Genomic DNA, 16,836 nt, shown 5'->3' on the forward strand with positions numbered 1-16,836 from the left:
GTCGCACCATCCCTTACACCGTGGCGTACCGCGGCACGGGGCGGCTGCCCCCGATTTCGCCGCCGGGCCTCTTGCCCGGACCGGGCCGGCGCGGGTAATGTCTGCGCCGCGCGGGCGTAGTTCAGTGGTAGAACGACAGCTTCCCAAGCTGTATGTCGTGGGTTCGATTCCCATCGCCCGCTCCAAACGGCGCCTCCCGCGCGCTCCGGGAAGCCGCGTCCGAGCCCGTTTCGAGCACCGAGCTCCGAGAACCGGGCGCCGAGAACCGGTGTCGAGCACCGGGCTCAGAAACGAGCGATCTCCGAAAAGCCATCCCGAGCCACGAGAAGAGCCCGCATGATCGTCGTCGTGATGGGCGTCTCCGGCAGCGGCAAGACCACCGTCGGCCGGCTGCTCGCCGCCCGGCTCGGCTGCGGCTTCTCCGACGCCGACGATTTTCACCCGGCCGCCAATATCGAGAAGATGCGCGCCGGCATCCCCCTGACCGACGCCGACCGCCGTCCGTGGCTCGATGCGATACACGCGGCGATGGTCGGGTTCGAAGCGGCCGGCGAGGACCGGGTGATCGCCTGCTCGGCGCTCGCGGCGTCGTATCGCGAGCGGCTGGCGCCGCGCGGCGAGGCGGTGTTCGTCCTGCTGACCGGCTCCGCCGCGCTGCTGGCGACGCGGCTCGCCGGACGGGTCGGTCACTTCTTCGCGCCGAGCCTGCTCGCCAGCCAGCTGGCGACGCTCGAGGTGCCTGACGACGCGATCGTGATCGACGTCGCCCCGCCGCCCGACGTGATCGTCGACGAGATTTTTCGGCGGCTCGCCCTCTGCCGTCTCCACCCGTCTCGCAGTGCAGCAGAAGACGACGACCGGTGAGCGAGACGCGAGCGGCGATCGCGGTTTCGCGCGTTCGTTCGATCTCCGTTCCGGCTGCGTGATTTTGTCGCCAGGCGCACGGATCGGATGCTTGACCCGAACGCATGGCAGGCCGTCAGAGAGACGTCTGGAGATCCGATAAACCGCACTCCATTGCCCGATCGGCCCAATTGCGGTAAGTCGCGCGAGGATACTCGAAAAGCCGGAGGACGCGATGGCCGAACACGCCACCGTGGTGGTCGAGACCGCATCGGGCAACGACGTGGCGCAGCACGAGGCGACCTATCGCCGCTTCGTTCGGCTCGTCAAATGGGCCACCCTGTCGGTCGCCCTGGTGCTCGCTCTGATGGCTCTGTTCCTGGTCTGAGAACGCCGCGGACGGCACCGTCGGCAACGGTCCGCCGCGTCCGTCCGGTCACGCCTGTGCAGGAGACACCATGAAGATCGCGATTTGTGCCGAGGCCGACGCTGCCGAACCGCGGGTCGCCGGAACGCCGGAGACCGTGAAGAAGATGAAGGCGCTCGGCGCCGACGTCGCGGTCGAGCCGGGAGCGGGCGTGAAGTCGGGCATCCTCGACGCCGACTACGAGGCCGCCGGCGCCACCGTCACCCGTGACGCCGCGCGCGACGCCGACGTCGTGCTGAAGGTCCGCCGCCCCAACGAGATGGAGCTGACCTCCTACAAGAAGGGCGCGATCGTCATCGCCATCATGGACCCGTACGGCCACCAGGCCGCGCTCGAGGCGATGGCCAAGGCCGGCGTCACCGCCTTCGCGATGGAGCTGATGCCGCGCATCACCCGCGCCCAGTCGATGGACGTGCTGTCGAGCCAGGCGAACCTCGCCGGCTACCGCGCGGTGATCGACGGCGCCGCCGAGTACGGCCGCGCGCTGCCGATGATGATGACCGCCGCCGGCACGGTGCCGGCCGCCAAGGTGTTCGTGATGGGCGCCGGCGTCGCCGGCCTGCAGGCGATCGCCACCGCCCGCCGGCTGGGCGCCATCGTCACCGCCACCGACGTCCGCCCGGCCGCCAAGGAGCAGGTGGAATCGCTCGGTGCGAAGTTCATCGCGGTGATGGACGACGAGTTCAAGCAGGCCGAGACCGCCGGCGGCTACGCCAAGGAGATGTCCAAGGAGTATCAGGCGAAGCAGGCGGCCCTGGTCGCCGATCACGTCAAGAAGCAGGACATCGTGGTCACCACCGCGCTGATCCCCGGCCGCCCGGCGCCGAAGCTGATCTCGGCCGAGATGGTCGCCTCGATGAAGCCCGGCTCGGTGCTGGTCGATCTGGCGGTCGAGCGCGGCGGCAATGTCGAAGGCGCGGTGCCCGGCGAGGTCGCCGAGGTGAACGGCGTCAAGATCGTCGGCCATCTCAACGTGGCGGGCCGGCTCGCCGCCTCGGCCTCCGGCCTCTATGCCAAGAACCTCACCACGTTCCTCGAGATCCTGGTCGACAAGAAGACCAAGGAGCTCGCGCTCAACTGGGACGACGACATCCTGAAGGCGACGGCGCTCACCCGCGACGGCGCGGTGGTCCACCCGAACTTCGCACCGAAGACGGCGGCCTGAGGCCGCCGGCGGTGTCAACCGAACCGCGCCTCTGCCGCCCGGGAGAGGCGACTGCTCGTTTCTGGGAGAGCTTGTGATGGAGCATATGGCCGGGGCGATCGACCCCTTCATCTTTCGGCTGTCGATCTTCGTGCTGGCGGTGTTCGTCGGCTACTACGTGGTGTGGTCGGTGACGCCGGCGCTGCACACGCCGCTGATGTCGGTGACCAACGCGATCTCGTCGGTGATCGTGGTGGGCGCCCTGCTCGCGGTCGGCGTCGACACGGTCGGCGACGGCAGCCCGATCTTCGCGCGCCTGCTCGGCTTCATTGCGCTGATCTTCGCCTCGGTGAACATCTTCGGCGGCTTCCTGGTCACCCAGCGCATGCTGGCGATGTACACCAAGAAGAAGAAGTGAGCGCGGCGACTGCCGCCCTGCAGGTTCAGCCGACGGATCCGGGCGAGGGGGGCCGGATTCGCCGCATCGAGCTTCCGTGCACTCCCCTCATTCCGGCCGATCCGCCGCGTGCGGCGACGGCGGAGACGCTGCGGCTCAATGAGGACGATGTGACATGAACGCTGATCTCGCCGCGCTCCTGTATCTTGTGGCAGGAGTGCTGTTCATCCTGGCTCTACGCGGGCTCTCCAGCCCCGAGTCGAGCCGGCGCGGCAATTACTTCGGCATGGTCGGCATGCTGATCGCGGTGGTGACGACGCTCGCCTCGCACGAGCCGGCCGGCATCGGCGGCTGGATCCTGGTGATCCTCGGCCTGGCGATCGGCGGCGGCGTCGGCGCCTACATCGCCCGCAAGGTGCCGATGACCGCGATGCCCGAGCTGGTCGCCGCCTTCCACTCGCTGGTCGGCATGGCCGCGGTGCTGGTCGCCGCCGGCGCGCTCTACGCCCCGGAGGCGTTCGGCATCGGCGTGCCCGGCGCGATCCACGGCGCCAGCCTGATCGAGATGTCGCTCGGCGTGGCGATCGGCGCGATGACCTTCACCGGCTCGGTGATCGCCTTCTCCAAGCTGTCGGGACGGATGAGCGGCAAGCCGATCATGCTGCCCGGCCGCCACGTCATCAACATCCTGCTGTTCGCCGGCATCGTCGCGCTGATCTGGTGGTTCACCCACACCGAGAGCTACGCCGCCTTCTGGCTGCTGACGCTCGCGGCGTTCCTGTTCGGCGTGCTGATCATCATCCCGATCGGCGGCGCCGACATGCCGGTCGTCATCTCGATGCTGAACTCCTATTCGGGATGGGCGGCCGCCGGCATCGGCTTCACGCTCGGCAACTCGGCGCTGATCATCACCGGCGCGCTGGTCGGCTCGTCGGGCGCGATCCTGTCCTACATCATGTGCAAGGGCATGAACCGCTCGTTCGTCTCGGTCATTCTCGGCGGCTTCGGCGGCGAGGTGGCCGGCGGCGGTGCCGGCGAGCAGGAGCAGCGCCCGGTCAAGCTCGGCTCGGCCGACGACGCCGCCTTCATCATGAAGAACGCCGGCAAGGTGATCATCGTCCCCGGCTACGGCATGGCGGTCGCCCAGGCGCAGCACGCGCTGCGCGAGATGGCCGACAAGCTGAAGGCGGAGGGCGTCGAGGTGAAGTACGCCATTCACCCGGTCGCCGGCCGCATGCCCGGCCACATGAACGTGCTGCTCGCCGAGGCCAACGTGCCCTACGACGAGGTGTTCGAGCTCGAGGACATCAATTCGGAGTTCGCCCAGGCGGACGTCGCCTTCGTGATCGGCGCCAACGACGTCACCAACCCGGCCGCCGAGGAGGATCCGTCCTCGCCGATCTACGGCATGCCGGTCCTCCAGGTGTGGAAGGCGGGCACCGTGATGTTCTCCAAGCGCTCGCTCGCCTCGGGCTATGCCGGCATCGACAACCCGCTGTTCTATCGGGACAACACGATGATGCTGCTGGGCGACGCCAAGAAGATGACCGAGGCGGTCGTCAAGGCGCTCGACTGAGCCCGCGTCTCGTCGCCGGCCACGGCCGGCGACCTCCAGGCTTCGAGGCACGGCCCCCGCGGGCCGTGCCTTTCTTTTTGCCCGCTCGCCGGGCCGCTCCCCACCGCGCCGTGGCGCGACCATCGCCTCGCCCGCACCGCCGGCCCATCCTCGCCCGGCCGCCGATGCTGAGCGCCAGCGCCTGCACGACATCGTTGCGTGCGGGCTTGCGCGAACCTTTCGCCCGACTCCGGCTTCTAAGAGCATGACGACCGGCGGCGTTCCGTCCGCCGGCAGACACGGAGGTTTCTCCATGCGCTCGGCCCTGCCCGCTTTGGCGGCATTGGCGGCTCTTGCGGCCCTCGCCGCGCTCGACGTCGGCCCGGCCCGCGCCCAGACCGGCCCGATCTATCCGTGGTGCGCCGAATATGCCGGCCGTACCGGCGGCGGCACCAACTGCTACTTCGCCAATCTGTGGCAGTGCCAGCAGGCGATCAGCGGCAATGGCGGCACCTGCTACCGCAACCCGTTCATGGCCTATGGCGCCGGCCGCCAGGGCGACGGCTATTACGACGGCCAGCCGCGCCGCCGCCATCGCGGCGACCGCTGAGCGCCCGTTCCGGCGCCCCCGTCACGGCCGAGCGCGTCGCCGGCACCCGATGTCGGCGACGCGGGTCACCGATCGTTCACGCCAGCGCGGGGTCTTCAGCGAAACGCTCCCCGCGGCGGGGAAATCGCACTATGATGGCGGCTGCGACAGCGAGACGAGGAGGCCCTTGTGCGTGCTGTGAGCCTGGCCGCGGGTGCGGTCGCCCTCTGTGCGGCGGTGCTGCCGGTCCGCCCGGCCGATGCCTATCCGGTCTATCCGTGGTGCGCCTTCATCAACACCTTCGGCGGCATGACCAACTGCTATTACAGCGAGGAGTGGCAATGCCGGCAGGCGCTGCTCGGCAATGGCGGCTACTGCTACGAGAACCCGTTCTACACCGCCGCGCCGCCGCCCCCGCAGAAGCGGGCGCGCCGAAGCCGCGACCGCTGACCCGCCCTCCCCTTCGGCCGCACCACCCCCGCATGGCCCCGCATCGCCCCTCCGCCCGCCCGGCGCCCGCCGGGTCGCCCGCATGACCGTGCTGGTCGTGGCGATCGGCGGCGTCGCGCTCTATGGCGGCGTGGTGGCGGCGATGTATGTCGCGCAGCGCAGCCTGATGTATACGCGCGATCCGCGCCGCACGCCCCCGGCCGAGGCGGGGCTGCCGCAGGCCGACGAGGTCTTTCTCGACACCGCCGACGGCGAGCGCATCGTCGCCTGGCACGTGCCGCCGCGCGACGGCCGGCCGGTGCTGCTCTATCTGCACGGCAATGGCGGCACCTTGCGCCAGCGCGCCGACCGCTTCGCCGGCCTGTTGGCCGACGGGTTCGGGCTGGTCGCGCCGACCTATCGGGGGTTCGGCGGCTCGTCGGGCACGCCGACCGAGGACGGCCTCGCACGCGACGCGGAGGCCGCGTGGGCCTTCACCGCCGCTCGCTATCCGCCGGAAAACATCGTGGTGTGGGGCGAATCGCTCGGCACCGGCGTCGCGGTGCGGCTGGTCGGCGAGCATCCGGTCGGCCGGCTGGTGCTGGAGGCGGCGTTCACCTCGACGGCCGATGTCGGGCAGCGCAGCTATCCGCTGATCCCGATCGGCCTCTTGATGAAGGACCAGTTCCGCTCGATCGATCGCGCCGGCGCAATCACCGTGCCGACCCTGGTGATGCACGGGGCGAAGGACGGGCTGGTGCCGATCTCCCAGGCCGAGCGGTTGTTTTCCGCGATCCCGGCGCCCAAGCGGTTCGTCCGCTTTCCGGACGGCGGCCACGACAAGCTCGACCCGCACGGCGCCAGCGACGCGGTGCGGGATTTTCTGGCGACCCCGGTCGAGGCGCTGTCCGGCACGCCCACGGACCCCTCCGCGCCACCAGCGGACCGGGCGACGGCGGCCGAGTGACGGCGAAAGCCGAACGGCAAACGCTCGGTGGCAAAAGCTCAGTTACAAACGCTCAGTTGAAGGTCGTGTAGGTGCGGCCGAGCTCGCCGCCGACGCGCCGAAAACCGTCGATCGCCGGCTGGAAATCCTTGCGCAGAGCCAAGGCCTTGGCATAGGAGCCGGCGGCCTTCTCGCGGTCGTTCTGGCGCTCGTAGGCGAGCCCGCGGCTGGTCCAGGCCTGGATGTTTTCCGGCTCCATCTGAACCGCGTCGTCGAGGTCGTCGGCTGCCGCCTTGGTGTCGCCGATCGCGAGATAGGTCAGCGCGCGCGCGACATAGGGCTCCGCCTGCTGCTGCGACAGGCCGATCGCGGTCGAGAAATCGTCGATCGCGTACTGGTATTGCCGCTGGCTCTGATAGAGCAGCCCGCGATTGTAGTAGGCCTGGGCGTTGTCGGGGCGGATCTGGATCGCCTTGTTGAAGTCCTGCAGCGCCGCCAGGAGGTCGCCCTTCGCCCGGTGCACCATGCCGCGGCCGACATGGGCGACCGCATAGCTCGGGTCGATCTCGAGCGCCCGGTCGTAATCGGCGAGCGCCGGCTCGATCTGGCCCATCTGGCGGTAGACGAGGCCGCGATTGGCATAGGCCTGGGCGTAGCGGGGATCGAGCGTGATGGCGCGGTCGAAGTCGGCCAGCGCCTCCTTGTAGCGCCCGGCCTGGCCGAGCACCGATCCGCGCATGTTGTAGGCCTGCGGATCGTTCGGGTTCTTCGCCAGGACCGCGGTGAGCGAGGAGAGGTTGGCGGGCGAAGCGGCCGAGGCGCTGTCGTCGCCGGGACCGGCGGTCGGCATGTTCATCATGGTCTCGCAGGAGGCGAGCACCATGGCGGCCGCCACCAGTGCGGCGACCGTGACGACCCGGCTCCGGCGGACGCGGCCTGCGCCGACGAAGCCTGGAACGTCCCTCCGTCCGATCATGCCATCCTCGCTGCCGCATCCCGCCACGCCGTCGGCGCGACCGGTCGGGGTCCCCGTGAACCCGGGTGAGGCACCCTGGGTCGGGGACGAAAGCGGCGATCTTGCGGCGACGCGACGATCCCGTCGCGGGACGAGGCTTTGGGAAAACGGGACCGGAGGCCGAACGGCCCCGATCGCCGCGGTCGGATCACCGCGGAGAGGCGCCGCGACAGGAGATCAGCGCGGCGCGGCGCTGCGCATGCCACCACCCGGACCACGCGCGCCGGCGCGCACGGCGGGCTTCGGCTTGCCGGGAATCAGACCCTCGCGCTGGGCGCGCTTGCGGGCGAGCTTGCGAGCGCGGCGGATCGCCTCGGCCTTCTCCCGCGCCTTGCGCTCGGAGGGCTTCTCGTAATGGCCGCGCAGCTTCATCTCGCGGAAGATGCCCTCGCGTTGCATCTTCTTCTTGAGCGCCTTCAGGGCCTGGTCGACGTTGTTGTCGCGAACGAGTACCTGCACGAAGGTTCCTCTCGAAAATTGTCCGGTGATGGGGCGGGCCGCCCGCTCGCGATCCGAGACCGCGCGGGCTCCCGAGTGGCGGGCGTTTAGCAGACCCAGGAGGAGAAGTCCATCATCGGAAGGGCGTTCCGGCCGTTTCGGCGGCAAAAGGCGCATCAAAACGTCGCGACGGGCGGCGGGCGATCACGGATTCCCGTGCCTGCCCCGCACCGCCGCCGAAAACCGGTCGCGCGCAAGACGGCATTCGGGGCGGGTCAGGACACGCCCCAAAGCCGTACGGCACGACGCCAGCAGCTTTCCGTCGAGTTCCGCCGGCACACCGCGCGCGGTCGTCCAGAACGAGACGATGCCCGCGACCTCGGCACCGTCCAACGCCGCCGCCAAGGACTGCGCCACCGCCTCGATGATGGCCCGCGGCTCGGTCGATGGATCCACCACGTCGGAGCGCGCTGCCGCGCTCGTCACGACGGTATCGACGGCCGAGTCCAGGCTCGACCGGACCGACAGAAACGTGGAGACGACGGCCTCGTCCCATTCCGCCGTGGTGTCGGCCTCCTGACGCAAGGCCTTGGACTGCGACCCGCGTGCCGGCGCGATACCGAGGAGATGGACGCGGACGCCGTAGTTCTGAGCGATCTGCACCCCGACCCGGACATCCTCGTCGCCCGACAGCAGCACCGCATCGCAGATCGCCCCGAGGCGCGCCAGCTCGATGAGATCGGTGACGATGAGCGAGTCGACGCCCTTTTGCTCGCCGGCGCTGTTCAACATCCCGAGCCGCAGCTTGACGTCGTCGAGCCCGGCCAAGAGCTCCTGCTCGATGGTCGGGCCGCGAAAGCTCGCGCCGTCGTACCAATAGATTCGGAGCAGCTCGCAGCCGCCGGCCTTCTGCCCCGCGGTCTCGGCGAGCCGGGCGACGACGGCGGAACCGTCCAGAGCCAACGACGCTCTCGGCCGACCGGCTCCCGTCAATGCGACCGAGCCCTGCGCGAACAGGTAACCGGCATCGACGAACACGGCGACCCGCTTCAAGTCACGCTCCTGAAAAGAAATAAAAACAGCCTGCGAACAGAAAATAGAAAGGGCCCCCGCGGGGGCCCTCGATAGGCCCGCCGCTTCCGAGTGAACATAGCGGAATGCAGCGGGGTATGGATTATATACGGTACGAAGCGGACAACCGCAAGGAGTCGGTCACTCCGGCAGCACGCGGGTGACGTGCCCCATCTTGCGGCCGGGACGCACCGTCGCCTTGCCGTAGAGATGGACCGTGGCGCCGGGCACCGTGAGCCAGGCGCGATGGTCCAAAATCTCGTCGCCGATCAGGTTGTGCATCTCGACCCGGCCGTGGCGCACCGGCACGCCGAGCGGCCAGCCGGCGATCGCCCGCACGTGCTGCTCGAACTGCGACACCGACGCGCCGTCGAGCGTCCAGTGGCCGGAATTGTGGACCCGCGGCGCGATCTCGTTGACCAGCACCGGGCGGGCGGCGCCCGGCACCACGAACATCTCGACCCCCAGCACGCCCACGTAATCGAACGCCTCGGCGATCTTTCCGGCGATCGCGCGCGCCTCCTCGGCGATCGCGTCCGGCACCGCCGCCGGTACCCGCGAGACCTTCAGAATATGGTCGCGGTGCTCGTTCTCGGCGATGTCGTAGACCTGGACGGTGCCGTCGAGGCCGCGCGCGGCGATCACCGACACCTCGCGCTCGAACGGCACGAACGCCTCGAGGATCGCCGGCTGCTCGCCGATGTCGCTCCAGGCGGCGTGCGGGTCGTCGCCCTCGCGAAGAATCCTTTGGCCCTTGCCGTCGTAGCCGAACCGCCGGGTCTTCAGCACCGCCGGCCGGCCGAGCGCGGCGAGCGCCGCCTCGAGGTCGTCCGGCCCGTCGACCGCCGCATGCGGCGCGGTGGCGATCCCGAGGCTTTCCACGAAGCGCTTCTCCGCCAAGCGGTCCTGGGTGGTGGCGAGCACCCGCGGATCGGGCAGCACCGGCACCCGGGCCGAGAGGAAGGTCGCGGTCTCGGCCGGGACGTTCTCGAACTCGTAGGTGACGACGTCGACGTCCTCGGCGAAGCGGTCGAGGGCGACCTTGTCGGTGTAGTCGGCCTCGCTCACGCGGTGCACCACGTCGAACGCGCAGGAGCGCGGATCGGGACACAGCACGTGGCACTTGAAGCCGAGCCGGGCGGCGGCGAGCGCGATCATGCGGCCGAGCTGACCACCGCCCAAGATGCCGATGACGGCGTCCGCTTCGAGCGGACGCGGCGGAACGATCACGCTGTCTCCTCCGGCACCTCGACCACCGGGATTTCGGCGACCGCCGCGGTCTGGCGGGCGCGCCACGCGGCGAGCCGCTCGGCGAGCGCCGGATCGGCGAGCGCCAAGATGCTCGCGGCGAGCAGCGCGGCGTTGATGGCCCCGGCCCGGCCGATCGCCAAGGTCCCGACCGGGATGCCGGGCGGCATCTGGACGATGGAATAGAGCGAATCGACGCCGGACAGCGCCTTCGACTCGACCGGCACGCCGAGCACCGGCAGCGCGGTGAGCGCGGCGGTCATGCCCGGCAGATGGGCGGCGCCGCCGGCGCCGGCGACGATCACCCGAAAGCCCTCGCCGGCCGCGCCCTTGGCAAACGCGTAAAGCCGCTCCGGCGTGCGGTGCGCCGAGACGATCCGGGTGGCATAGGCGATGCCGAGCGCATCGAGCGTCTCGGCGGTGTGCTTCATGGTGGCCCAGTCGGACTGGCTGCCCATGATGATCGCCACCGGCGTCGCGGACATGTCGGCTCTCGAAGCGGGAATGGATGCGGCCGCGGGCGGGCGCTCGCGGAAGGCGCGGATTATAGGAGCCGCCGGCGGCGAGGCAAGCGAGCACCGGGCCTTTTCCACCCGAGTTCCACCCGGCTGCTCGGCCGCGCGGCGCGCCGGGCGGATTCGCGAAAAAGTCGCCGCGCCACGGCGAATCACCTTAGAGACCTCGACAGATCGAGCCGCCTTTCGTCGGGTGCCCGAGCGAGCCATGCCGAGCAAGACCACCGATCCGCGCACCGTCTCGCCCGCCCTGCGGCCCGCAGCCGTGCCGCAGCCGTCGCCGCCGACCCGTGCCGCGCCGGACCCGGCGACCGAGCCGCCGCACCGGAACGGCGCCCGGCGGAAGACGCAGTCGGTGCCGGGCAAGCTCGCGCGCGAGGTGGCCCGGCTCGAGGCCGAGCTCGCGGCGATGGCGGCGCGGGTCGCCGAGCTGGAGGCGCATGCCGAGCGCGACCCCCTGACCGGCCTCTTGAACCGCCGCGGTTTTGCCGGCGAGCTCGCACGCGCGGTGTCTCACGTGCAGCGGTACGGCGGCCGGCTGGTGCTGGTCTATCTCGATCTCGACGACTTCAAGCCGATCAACGACGCGTTCGGGCACGCCGCCGGCGACGCGGTGCTGCAGGCGGTGGCGGCGACCCTGACGGCGGCGGTGCGCGTCTCCGACGCAGTGGCGCGGCTCGGCGGCGACGAGTTCGCGGTGCTCCTGTGGAACCTGAGCGACGCCGACGCCGCCGCCAAGGCGGAGCGTTTGGAGCGCCGAATCACCGAGACGACGGTGGTTCGGGAAGGATCGACGTTGCGTGTCGGCGCCTCCGCCGGCATCGCCCCGCTCGACGACGGCGACCCGGCCGCGGCACTCGCCGCGGCGGATGCCGCGATGTACCGGCGCAAGCGCACCCGCCACGGCCATGGCGGCACGCCCGCCACCCCGGCCGCCGAGCCATTTTGACGCGCCGCACAGCGTACCGTCTTTTTTCCGAACACGACGCCGCGCCCGGTGCACCGAGCCGTCGCCGGATCTCTCGCGGAAAAGTCCGCCGGGCGAGCCCGTCAGGCGATGATGTCGGGAGTGATCTGGTCCTCGATGAAGGAGATGCGATCCTTCAGCCAGAGCTTGCGCTTCTTCAGCCGCTGGACCTGCAGCTTGTCGGCGCCGGGGGCGCCTTCGAGGGCGGCGATCGCGGCGTCGAGATCGCGATGCTCCTGGCGGAGGCGCGCCAGCTCGGAGCCGAAATCCTCGCCGTCACCGTCGTTGGCACCATCGTTGATCATGGACGCTGGTCGTGCACGTTCCTGGGACCGGCACGCGAGGTGACGGTCCGATCCTGCCGGGATGAGATGGATCGCGGCCTCTCGCCGCACTGTATCGCCCCGCAGCGAAATTTTTCAAGCGTGGCAGGGGGTCCGGGCGTAACGATTCGGTAGCGCACGCTGCACTGCACAATCGAACCCGGTCGACTCGTGCGCACACGCGTGGCAGACTGTCATCGTCAGGCAACAATCTGACATGAGGAGAATCGCCATATGGCCACGCTCTCGCTTGATGACCTCGAAAACCGGCACCGGATGTTGGAGCAGGAACTCTCGGAGGCCCTCCAACATCCATCGGTCGACGATCTCCACCTCGCCGAGTTGAAGCGTCGCAAGTTGCAGCTGAAGGACGAGATCGTCCGCATGCAACAGAAGTGCAGCGTCCACTAGATCGGGATCCCTCAACAATCTGCTGTATCTTGCAGATCCGCCGGCTCTCGGGAACGAGGTCGGCGGTTCTGCGTGGGAGCGGCGGCCTCCGGCGACCACGATTCGGCAACCGCGCCTCGCCGACAGCGCCCCGGCGACAACCGCCCGCGAACAGCCACCCGCTCGGTTTTCTCCGCCCCCCTTTTACATTCCCGCTTCCTGCCCTCTTCCGCGCTCTCCCGCGGCGCGCGAATCGCTCATTCGACCGGCGCGGACGGGCGTGACGTCTCCGCGCCGCGGCCCTCGCTCTTGGACGACAACGGCTCGCCATAGAGCTCGAGCCGATAGGCGACCAGCCGGTAGCCGAGCTTCTTCGCCAGCGCCGCCTGCAGCCGCTCCATCTCCTCCGAGGTGAAATCGACCACCCGGCCGGTCTTGCGGTCGATCAGATGGTCGTGCCGCTCGCGCGGCATGTCGTAGCGGGTACGGCCGTCGTGGAAATTGTGGCGGTCGATCACCCCGGCCTCGGCCAGGAGCCGCACGGTGCGATAGACCGTGGCGATCGAGATTCGCCGGTCGATCTCGGCGCAGCGCCGCCACACCTGCTCGACGTCCGGGTGGTCCTCGGCCTCGGCCAGAAGGCGGGCGATCACCCGCCGCTGGCCGGTCATCCGCACGCCGCGGGCGGCGCAGCGCGCCTCGATCCGGGCGACGAGGGCCGCGGTGGCGGCCTCCCGGCTCGGCGTGTCGGGCGCTGCGCCCTCGTGCGCGGCGGGATGCAGGGCGTCACACGATCGCGTCATGATCCTGGTCGGTCCTCTTCCGCGATCCGCTCGCGGGTATCGACGGCATCATTGTTGGTCCGGCCGGCGCAGCTGCGAGGCGGCGTTCGCCAAAACCTCGACGATCTGCGGCTCGGCCGCGGGATCGGCGCGAAACCGCTCGGCCGCGACGTCGCGCAGATTGGCGATCGCCGCATCGACCAGCCGCGAGACGCTCGGGCCCTGGTCGCCCTCGGCCCGGCGGCGCCACGCCTTCGCCTTCTCGCCGACCGCAGCGAGCCGCGCCATCATCGCCTCGACCAGCTCGCGGTTGTCGGCGAGATGCGCCCGGCCCTCGTCGGTGATGGTGTAGAGCTTGCGGCTCCCTTCGGTCTGGCCGGTCACGTGACCGACCTCTTCGAGGTAGGTCAGGGTCGGATACACCATTCCGGGGCTCGGCGCATACCACCCCTCGGTCTTCTCCTCGAACAGCTTGATGATCTCGTAGCCGTGGCGCGGCTGCTCGGCGATCAGCGCGAGCGCCAGAAGCCGCAGGTCGCCCTGCCCCAGCATCCGGCCGAGCCGGCCGAACGGGCCGCCGTGGCCGCCGCGCATGCCGCGATGGCCGCCCTCGGGGCCGTCGCCGAAGCGGCCACCGCCGAAAAAGCCGCCGCCGAAGGCGCCGCGCCCGCCGAACTGCCGACCGCCCTCGGGGCCACCCTCCGGGCCGCCCTGGGGTCCGCCGCCGAACCGGCCGGCACCGAAAAAGCCGCGGCCGCCGAACGGGGGGCCACCCGCCGGGCCGCAGCCGCCGCCGCGACCGTGCCGGCCGCCGCGCTCGTCGGGAAGTCCGTGAAATCGTCCGAACATGGGTTCGTTCTCCGTCTGAAGATATATCTCCAGATAGGACGAAGAGCGACATAGCGCAAGATATATTTTATGACTGTCTCCGCAGCCCCCTCTTCCCCGGAGTCCCGTGCAAAATCCCGAAACCCGGCCGGGCGCGAACGGCGACCGGCCGGAGCCGACGAGACACGAGCCGGAGGGCGCCCCGGGGTCGCTCCGCCGTGGTCTCTCCGCGGGCGTCACACCGCTGCGGTCACACTGCCGCGGCCATCTCCTTCGCCATCTCGCGCAGCTTGTATTTTTGGATTTTCCCGGTGGAGGTCTTCGGGATCTCGGTGAAGATCACCTGGCGCGGGCACTTGAAGCGGGCGAGGTGCTCGCGGCACCAGTCGAGCAAGTCCTCCTCGCTCGCCTGCTGGCCCTCGCGCAGCTCGACGAAGGCGCACGGCGTCTCGCCCCACTTCTCGTCGGGCTTTGCCACCACCGCCACCGCCTGCACCGCCGGGTGCTTGTAGAGCGCGTCCTCGACCTCGATCGAGGAGATGTTCTCGCCGCCCGAGATGATGATGTCCTTGGCGCGGTCCTTCAGCTGGATGTAGCCGTCCGGGTGCATCACCCCGAGATCGCCCGAGTGGAACCAGCCGCCGGCAAAGGCGTCGTCGGTCGCCTTCTTGTTCTTCAGATAGCCGCGCATCACCACATTGCCGCGGAACATCACCTCGCCGAGCGTTTGCCCGTCGGCCGGCACGTCCTCCATGGTCGCCGCGTCCTTCACCGCGAGGTCGTCGAGGCAGGTGTAGGGCACGCCCTGGCGCGCCTTCATGATGCCCTGCTCGGCGGCCGACAGGTCGTCCCATTCGCGGTGCCAGTCGTTGATGGCGGACGGGCCGTAGGTTTCGGTGAGGCCATAGAGATGGGTCACCTCGAAGCCCGCCTCCTTCATCGCCACCAGCACCGATTCCGGCGGCGGCGCGGCGGCGGTGAAGAACTGCACCACCCCGTCGAGCGGCTTGCGGTCGGCCGGCGCGGCGTTGAGCAGCGTCGCCATCACGATCGGCGCGCCGCACAGATGGGTGACGCCGTGCGCCGCCATCAGCTCGTACATCGTCTTGGCGCGCACCTGGCGCAGGCAGACATGGGTGCCGGCGACGATCGAGATCGACCACGGAAAGCACCAGCCGTTGCAGTGGAACATCGGCAGCGTCCACAGATAGACCGGGTGCTTGCCCATCGCGCAGTTCACCACGTTGCTCATCGCGGTGAGCCAGGCGCCGCGGTGGTGATAGACGACGCCCTTCGGGTTGCCGGTGGTGCCGGAGGTGTAGTTGAGCGAGATCGCGTCCCACTCGTCGATCTCGAGCCTTCGCGCAAAACTCTCGTCGCCCTCGGCCAAGAACGCCTCGTAGTCGAGATCGCCGAGGCGCTCGCCCTCGCCGGAAAACTCCGGGTCGTCGTAGTCGATCACCAGCGGCTTCACGGCGGCCTTGTCGAGCGCCGGCCCCATCACCTTGGCGAACTCGCGGTCGGTGATCACCACCTTGGCCTCGCCGTGGTCGAGCGAGAAGGCGATGATCGCGGCATCGAGCCGGGTGTTGAGGGTGTTGAGCACGGCGCCAGCCATCGGCACGCCGTAGTGGCATTCGAGCATCGCCGGGGTGTTGGCGAGCATCACCGCCACGGTGTCGCCGCGGCCGATCCCGCGCTTGGCGAGCGCCGAGGCGAGCTTTTTCGCGCGTGCGTGAAAATCGCGATAGGTGCGGCGCAGCGGGCCGTGAACGATCGCCACCCGGTCGGGAAACACCCGCGCGGCACGCTCCAGGAAGACGAGCGGCGTGAGCGGCCGGTGGTTCGCCGGGTTCTTGTCGAGATCGATGTCGTAGATGGCCGAGGTCATCGCAGTCGCTCCTCCCGAGACGAAGTTCCCGACACGTTAGCGGAGCCGCGAGCACACTCCAACTGGCGGTGGAGTCGCGCACAGGCTTCCCGGCCGAGCGAGAGCGCGTGAGGTCAGGCCGGCCACAGCGCCCGGCCGCCCTGCCACAGGAGCGCGAGCGAGAGCAGGAACAGGAGCAGGTAGCTGATCCGATAGAACAGCTCGGTCGGGATGCGCCGCACCAGCCAGACGCCGGCGAAGCTCGACACCACCGCGAGCGGCAGCAGCGCCACCGTGGTGCCGAGCCCTTGCGGGCTGAACTGGCCGAGCGCGACATAGGGCACGACCTTCATCGCGTTGATGCTGGCGAAGAAGATCGTCGCGGTGCCGGCCAGCACCAGCTTGGGCAGCCTCTGCGGCAGCACGAACACCTGGAACGGCGGCCCGCCGCCCTGCGACAGGGTCGAGGTGAAGCCCGTGACCGCGCCCCAGAACAGGCCGGCGGCGGCGGACGGCGCCTTCACCGTCTCGCGCGGCTTGCCGAGCCACACGCTGGCGACGAAGCCGAGCCCGATGATGCCGATGGTCAGCCGCACCGCGGCATCCGGGACGTAGGCGGCGATCGCCCAGGCGATGCCGACGCCGACCGTGCCGCCGGGGATCAGCACCGCGAGGTTCCAGCCGTCCCAGTCGCGCCGATAGATCCAGATCGACACGGCGTCCTGCACCATACTGATCGGCAGCAGCACCGCGGCCGCCTCGAGCGGCGGCGCATAGAGCGCGAGCAACGGCGTCGCCATCACCCCGACGCCGACGAAGCCGCCCTTGGCGAGGCCGATGACGATCACCGCCGGCACGGCGAGCAGATAGAAGACCGGATCGTCGATGACGGTGAAGGGCACGGGCGGGACGGGCATTCGCGAGGAGTGTTCGAAGCGCGCCATTGGAGCCGATCGGCGCCGCGGGCGCCACCGCCGCCCGAGCATGGCTCCGCCGCCTTCGGTGGAGGTTCGGCCGCCGTCGGCCGCTCTCGAGCGGCGCGAGGCCGCTCGCAGCGAG

General features: G+C 69.8%; 19 protein-coding genes, 1 tRNA gene and 1 pseudogene. 11 read left to right on the forward strand and 10 right to left on the reverse strand.

Annotated features, from left to right (window positions below; translation table 11 throughout):
• The first annotated feature begins 110 nt into the window (after nt 1–110).
• The 9 genes from A33M_RS05975 to A33M_RS06015 all read left to right on the forward strand — a co-directional run bounded on the left by A33M_RS05975 (nt 111) and on the right by A33M_RS06015 (nt 6,351).
• A tRNA-Gly gene (locus A33M_RS05975) sits at nt 111–185 on the forward strand.
• A 151-nt stretch (nt 186–336) separates the two neighbouring features.
• On the forward strand, nt 337–864 hold the full coding sequence (locus tag A33M_RS05980) for a gluconokinase (RefSeq protein ID WP_008384645.1): 528 nt from the start codon (nt 337–339) through the stop codon (nt 862–864).
• A gap of 214 nt (nt 865–1,078) precedes the next feature.
• A complete protein-coding gene (locus A33M_RS05985; protein ID WP_008384648.1) occupies nt 1,079–1,231 on the forward strand; it encodes an aa3-type cytochrome c oxidase subunit IV in 153 nt (50 codons plus the stop codon).
• Between the two features lie 70 nt (nt 1,232–1,301).
• Complete coding sequence (locus A33M_RS05990; protein ID WP_008384651.1) at nt 1,302–2,435, forward strand: Re/Si-specific NAD(P)(+) transhydrogenase subunit alpha; 1,134 nt, start codon at nt 1,302–1,304, stop codon at nt 2,433–2,435.
• A gap of 76 nt (nt 2,436–2,511) precedes the next feature.
• On the forward strand, nt 2,512–2,832 hold the full coding sequence (locus tag A33M_RS05995) for a proton-translocating transhydrogenase family protein (RefSeq protein ID WP_008384652.1): 321 nt from the start codon (nt 2,512–2,514) through the stop codon (nt 2,830–2,832).
• Between the two features lie 154 nt (nt 2,833–2,986).
• On the forward strand, nt 2,987–4,387 hold the full coding sequence (locus A33M_RS06000) for an NAD(P)(+) transhydrogenase (Re/Si-specific) subunit beta (RefSeq protein WP_008384654.1): 1,401 nt from the start codon (nt 2,987–2,989) through the stop codon (nt 4,385–4,387).
• A gap of 292 nt (nt 4,388–4,679) precedes the next feature.
• A complete protein-coding gene (locus tag A33M_RS06005) occupies nt 4,680–4,976 on the forward strand; it encodes a DUF3551 domain-containing protein (protein ID WP_008384659.1) in 297 nt (98 codons plus the stop codon).
• Nucleotides 4,977–5,144: 168 nt separating this feature from the next.
• Nucleotides 5,145–5,405 carry a DUF3551 domain-containing protein gene (locus tag A33M_RS22205; protein ID WP_157223356.1) on the forward strand — a complete coding sequence of 87 codons (261 nt, stop codon included), beginning with the start codon at nt 5,145–5,147 and terminating at the stop codon, nt 5,403–5,405.
• Between the two features lie 82 nt (nt 5,406–5,487).
• The gene (locus A33M_RS06015; protein WP_008384663.1) at nt 5,488–6,351 is read left to right on the forward strand and encodes an alpha/beta hydrolase; all 864 of its coding nucleotides are present in this window, start codon (nt 5,488–5,490) and stop codon (nt 6,349–6,351) included.
• A gap of 52 nt (nt 6,352–6,403) precedes the next feature.
• Here A33M_RS06015 and A33M_RS06020 read toward each other — a convergent pair whose 3' ends face one another.
• The 5 genes and pseudogenes from A33M_RS06020 to purE all read right to left on the reverse strand — a co-directional run bounded on the left by A33M_RS06020 (nt 6,404) and on the right by purE (nt 10,587).
• Complete coding sequence (locus tag A33M_RS06020; RefSeq protein ID WP_157223357.1) at nt 6,404–7,306, reverse strand: tetratricopeptide repeat protein; 903 nt, start codon at nt 7,304–7,306, stop codon at nt 6,404–6,406.
• 294 nt (nt 7,307–7,600) lie between these two features.
• A pseudogene (gene rpsU, locus A33M_RS06025) lies at nt 7,601–7,804 on the reverse strand (30S ribosomal protein S21); the annotation flags it as partial.
• Nucleotides 7,805–7,987: 183 nt separating this feature from the next.
• Nucleotides 7,988–8,836: an NYN domain-containing protein gene (locus A33M_RS06030; protein WP_008384671.1), complete on the reverse strand. Its 849-nt coding sequence runs from the start codon at nt 8,834–8,836 to the stop codon at nt 7,988–7,990.
• A 159-nt stretch (nt 8,837–8,995) separates the two neighbouring features.
• On the reverse strand, nt 8,996–10,084 hold the full coding sequence (locus tag A33M_RS06035; protein WP_008384673.1) for a 5-(carboxyamino)imidazole ribonucleotide synthase: 1,089 nt from the start codon (nt 10,082–10,084) through the stop codon (nt 8,996–8,998).
• Nucleotides 10,081–10,587, reverse strand: a complete 507-nt coding sequence (gene purE / locus A33M_RS06040) for a 5-(carboxyamino)imidazole ribonucleotide mutase (protein WP_008384676.1) — start codon at nt 10,585–10,587, stop codon at nt 10,081–10,083. Before purE ends, A33M_RS06035 begins: the two co-directional genes overlap by 4 nt.
• A 238-nt stretch (nt 10,588–10,825) precedes the next feature.
• Between purE and A33M_RS24805 the strand changes: the two genes are divergently transcribed.
• Nucleotides 10,826–11,566: a GGDEF domain-containing protein gene (locus A33M_RS24805; protein WP_008384679.1), complete on the forward strand. Its 741-nt coding sequence runs from the start codon at nt 10,826–10,828 to the stop codon at nt 11,564–11,566.
• A gap of 101 nt (nt 11,567–11,667) precedes the next feature.
• Here the strand turns inward: A33M_RS24805 and A33M_RS06050 are convergent, their stop codons facing one another.
• Nucleotides 11,668–11,889, reverse strand: coding sequence for a YdcH family protein (locus A33M_RS06050; RefSeq protein WP_008384681.1), 222 nt, complete (start codon nt 11,887–11,889; stop codon nt 11,668–11,670).
• 252 nt (nt 11,890–12,141) lie between these two features.
• On the opposite strand from A33M_RS06050, the gene A33M_RS22795 reads away from it, so the two are divergent.
• Entirely contained in the window at nt 12,142–12,318 is a 177-nt protein-coding gene (locus A33M_RS22795) for a YdcH family protein (RefSeq protein ID WP_083850333.1), read from the forward strand.
• 236 nt (nt 12,319–12,554) lie between these two features.
• Here the strand turns inward: A33M_RS22795 and A33M_RS06055 are convergent, their stop codons facing one another.
• The 4 genes from A33M_RS06055 to A33M_RS06070 form a co-directional block, all read right to left on the reverse strand.
• Nucleotides 12,555–13,100, reverse strand: coding sequence for a Fur family transcriptional regulator (locus tag A33M_RS06055; RefSeq protein ID WP_008384686.1), 546 nt, complete (start codon nt 13,098–13,100; stop codon nt 12,555–12,557).
• Nucleotides 13,101–13,148: 48 nt separating this feature from the next.
• Nucleotides 13,149–13,928 carry a PadR family transcriptional regulator gene (locus A33M_RS25215; RefSeq protein ID WP_008384688.1) on the reverse strand — a complete coding sequence of 260 codons (780 nt, stop codon included), beginning with the start codon at nt 13,926–13,928 and terminating at the stop codon, nt 13,149–13,151.
• 229 nt (nt 13,929–14,157) lie between these two features.
• Complete coding sequence (locus tag A33M_RS06065; RefSeq protein ID WP_008384690.1) at nt 14,158–15,798, reverse strand: acyl-CoA synthetase; 1,641 nt, start codon at nt 15,796–15,798, stop codon at nt 14,158–14,160.
• A gap of 113 nt (nt 15,799–15,911) precedes the next feature.
• Nucleotides 15,912–16,694, reverse strand: a complete 783-nt coding sequence (locus A33M_RS06070; protein WP_040619551.1) for a sulfite exporter TauE/SafE family protein — start codon at nt 16,692–16,694, stop codon at nt 15,912–15,914.
• Between the last annotated feature and the right edge of the window lie 142 nt (nt 16,695–16,836).

The sequence above is a fragment of the Rhodovulum sp. PH10 genome (assembly GCF_000293785.1).
Classification (GTDB): Bacteria; Pseudomonadota; Alphaproteobacteria; order Rhizobiales; family Xanthobacteraceae; genus Rhodoplanes.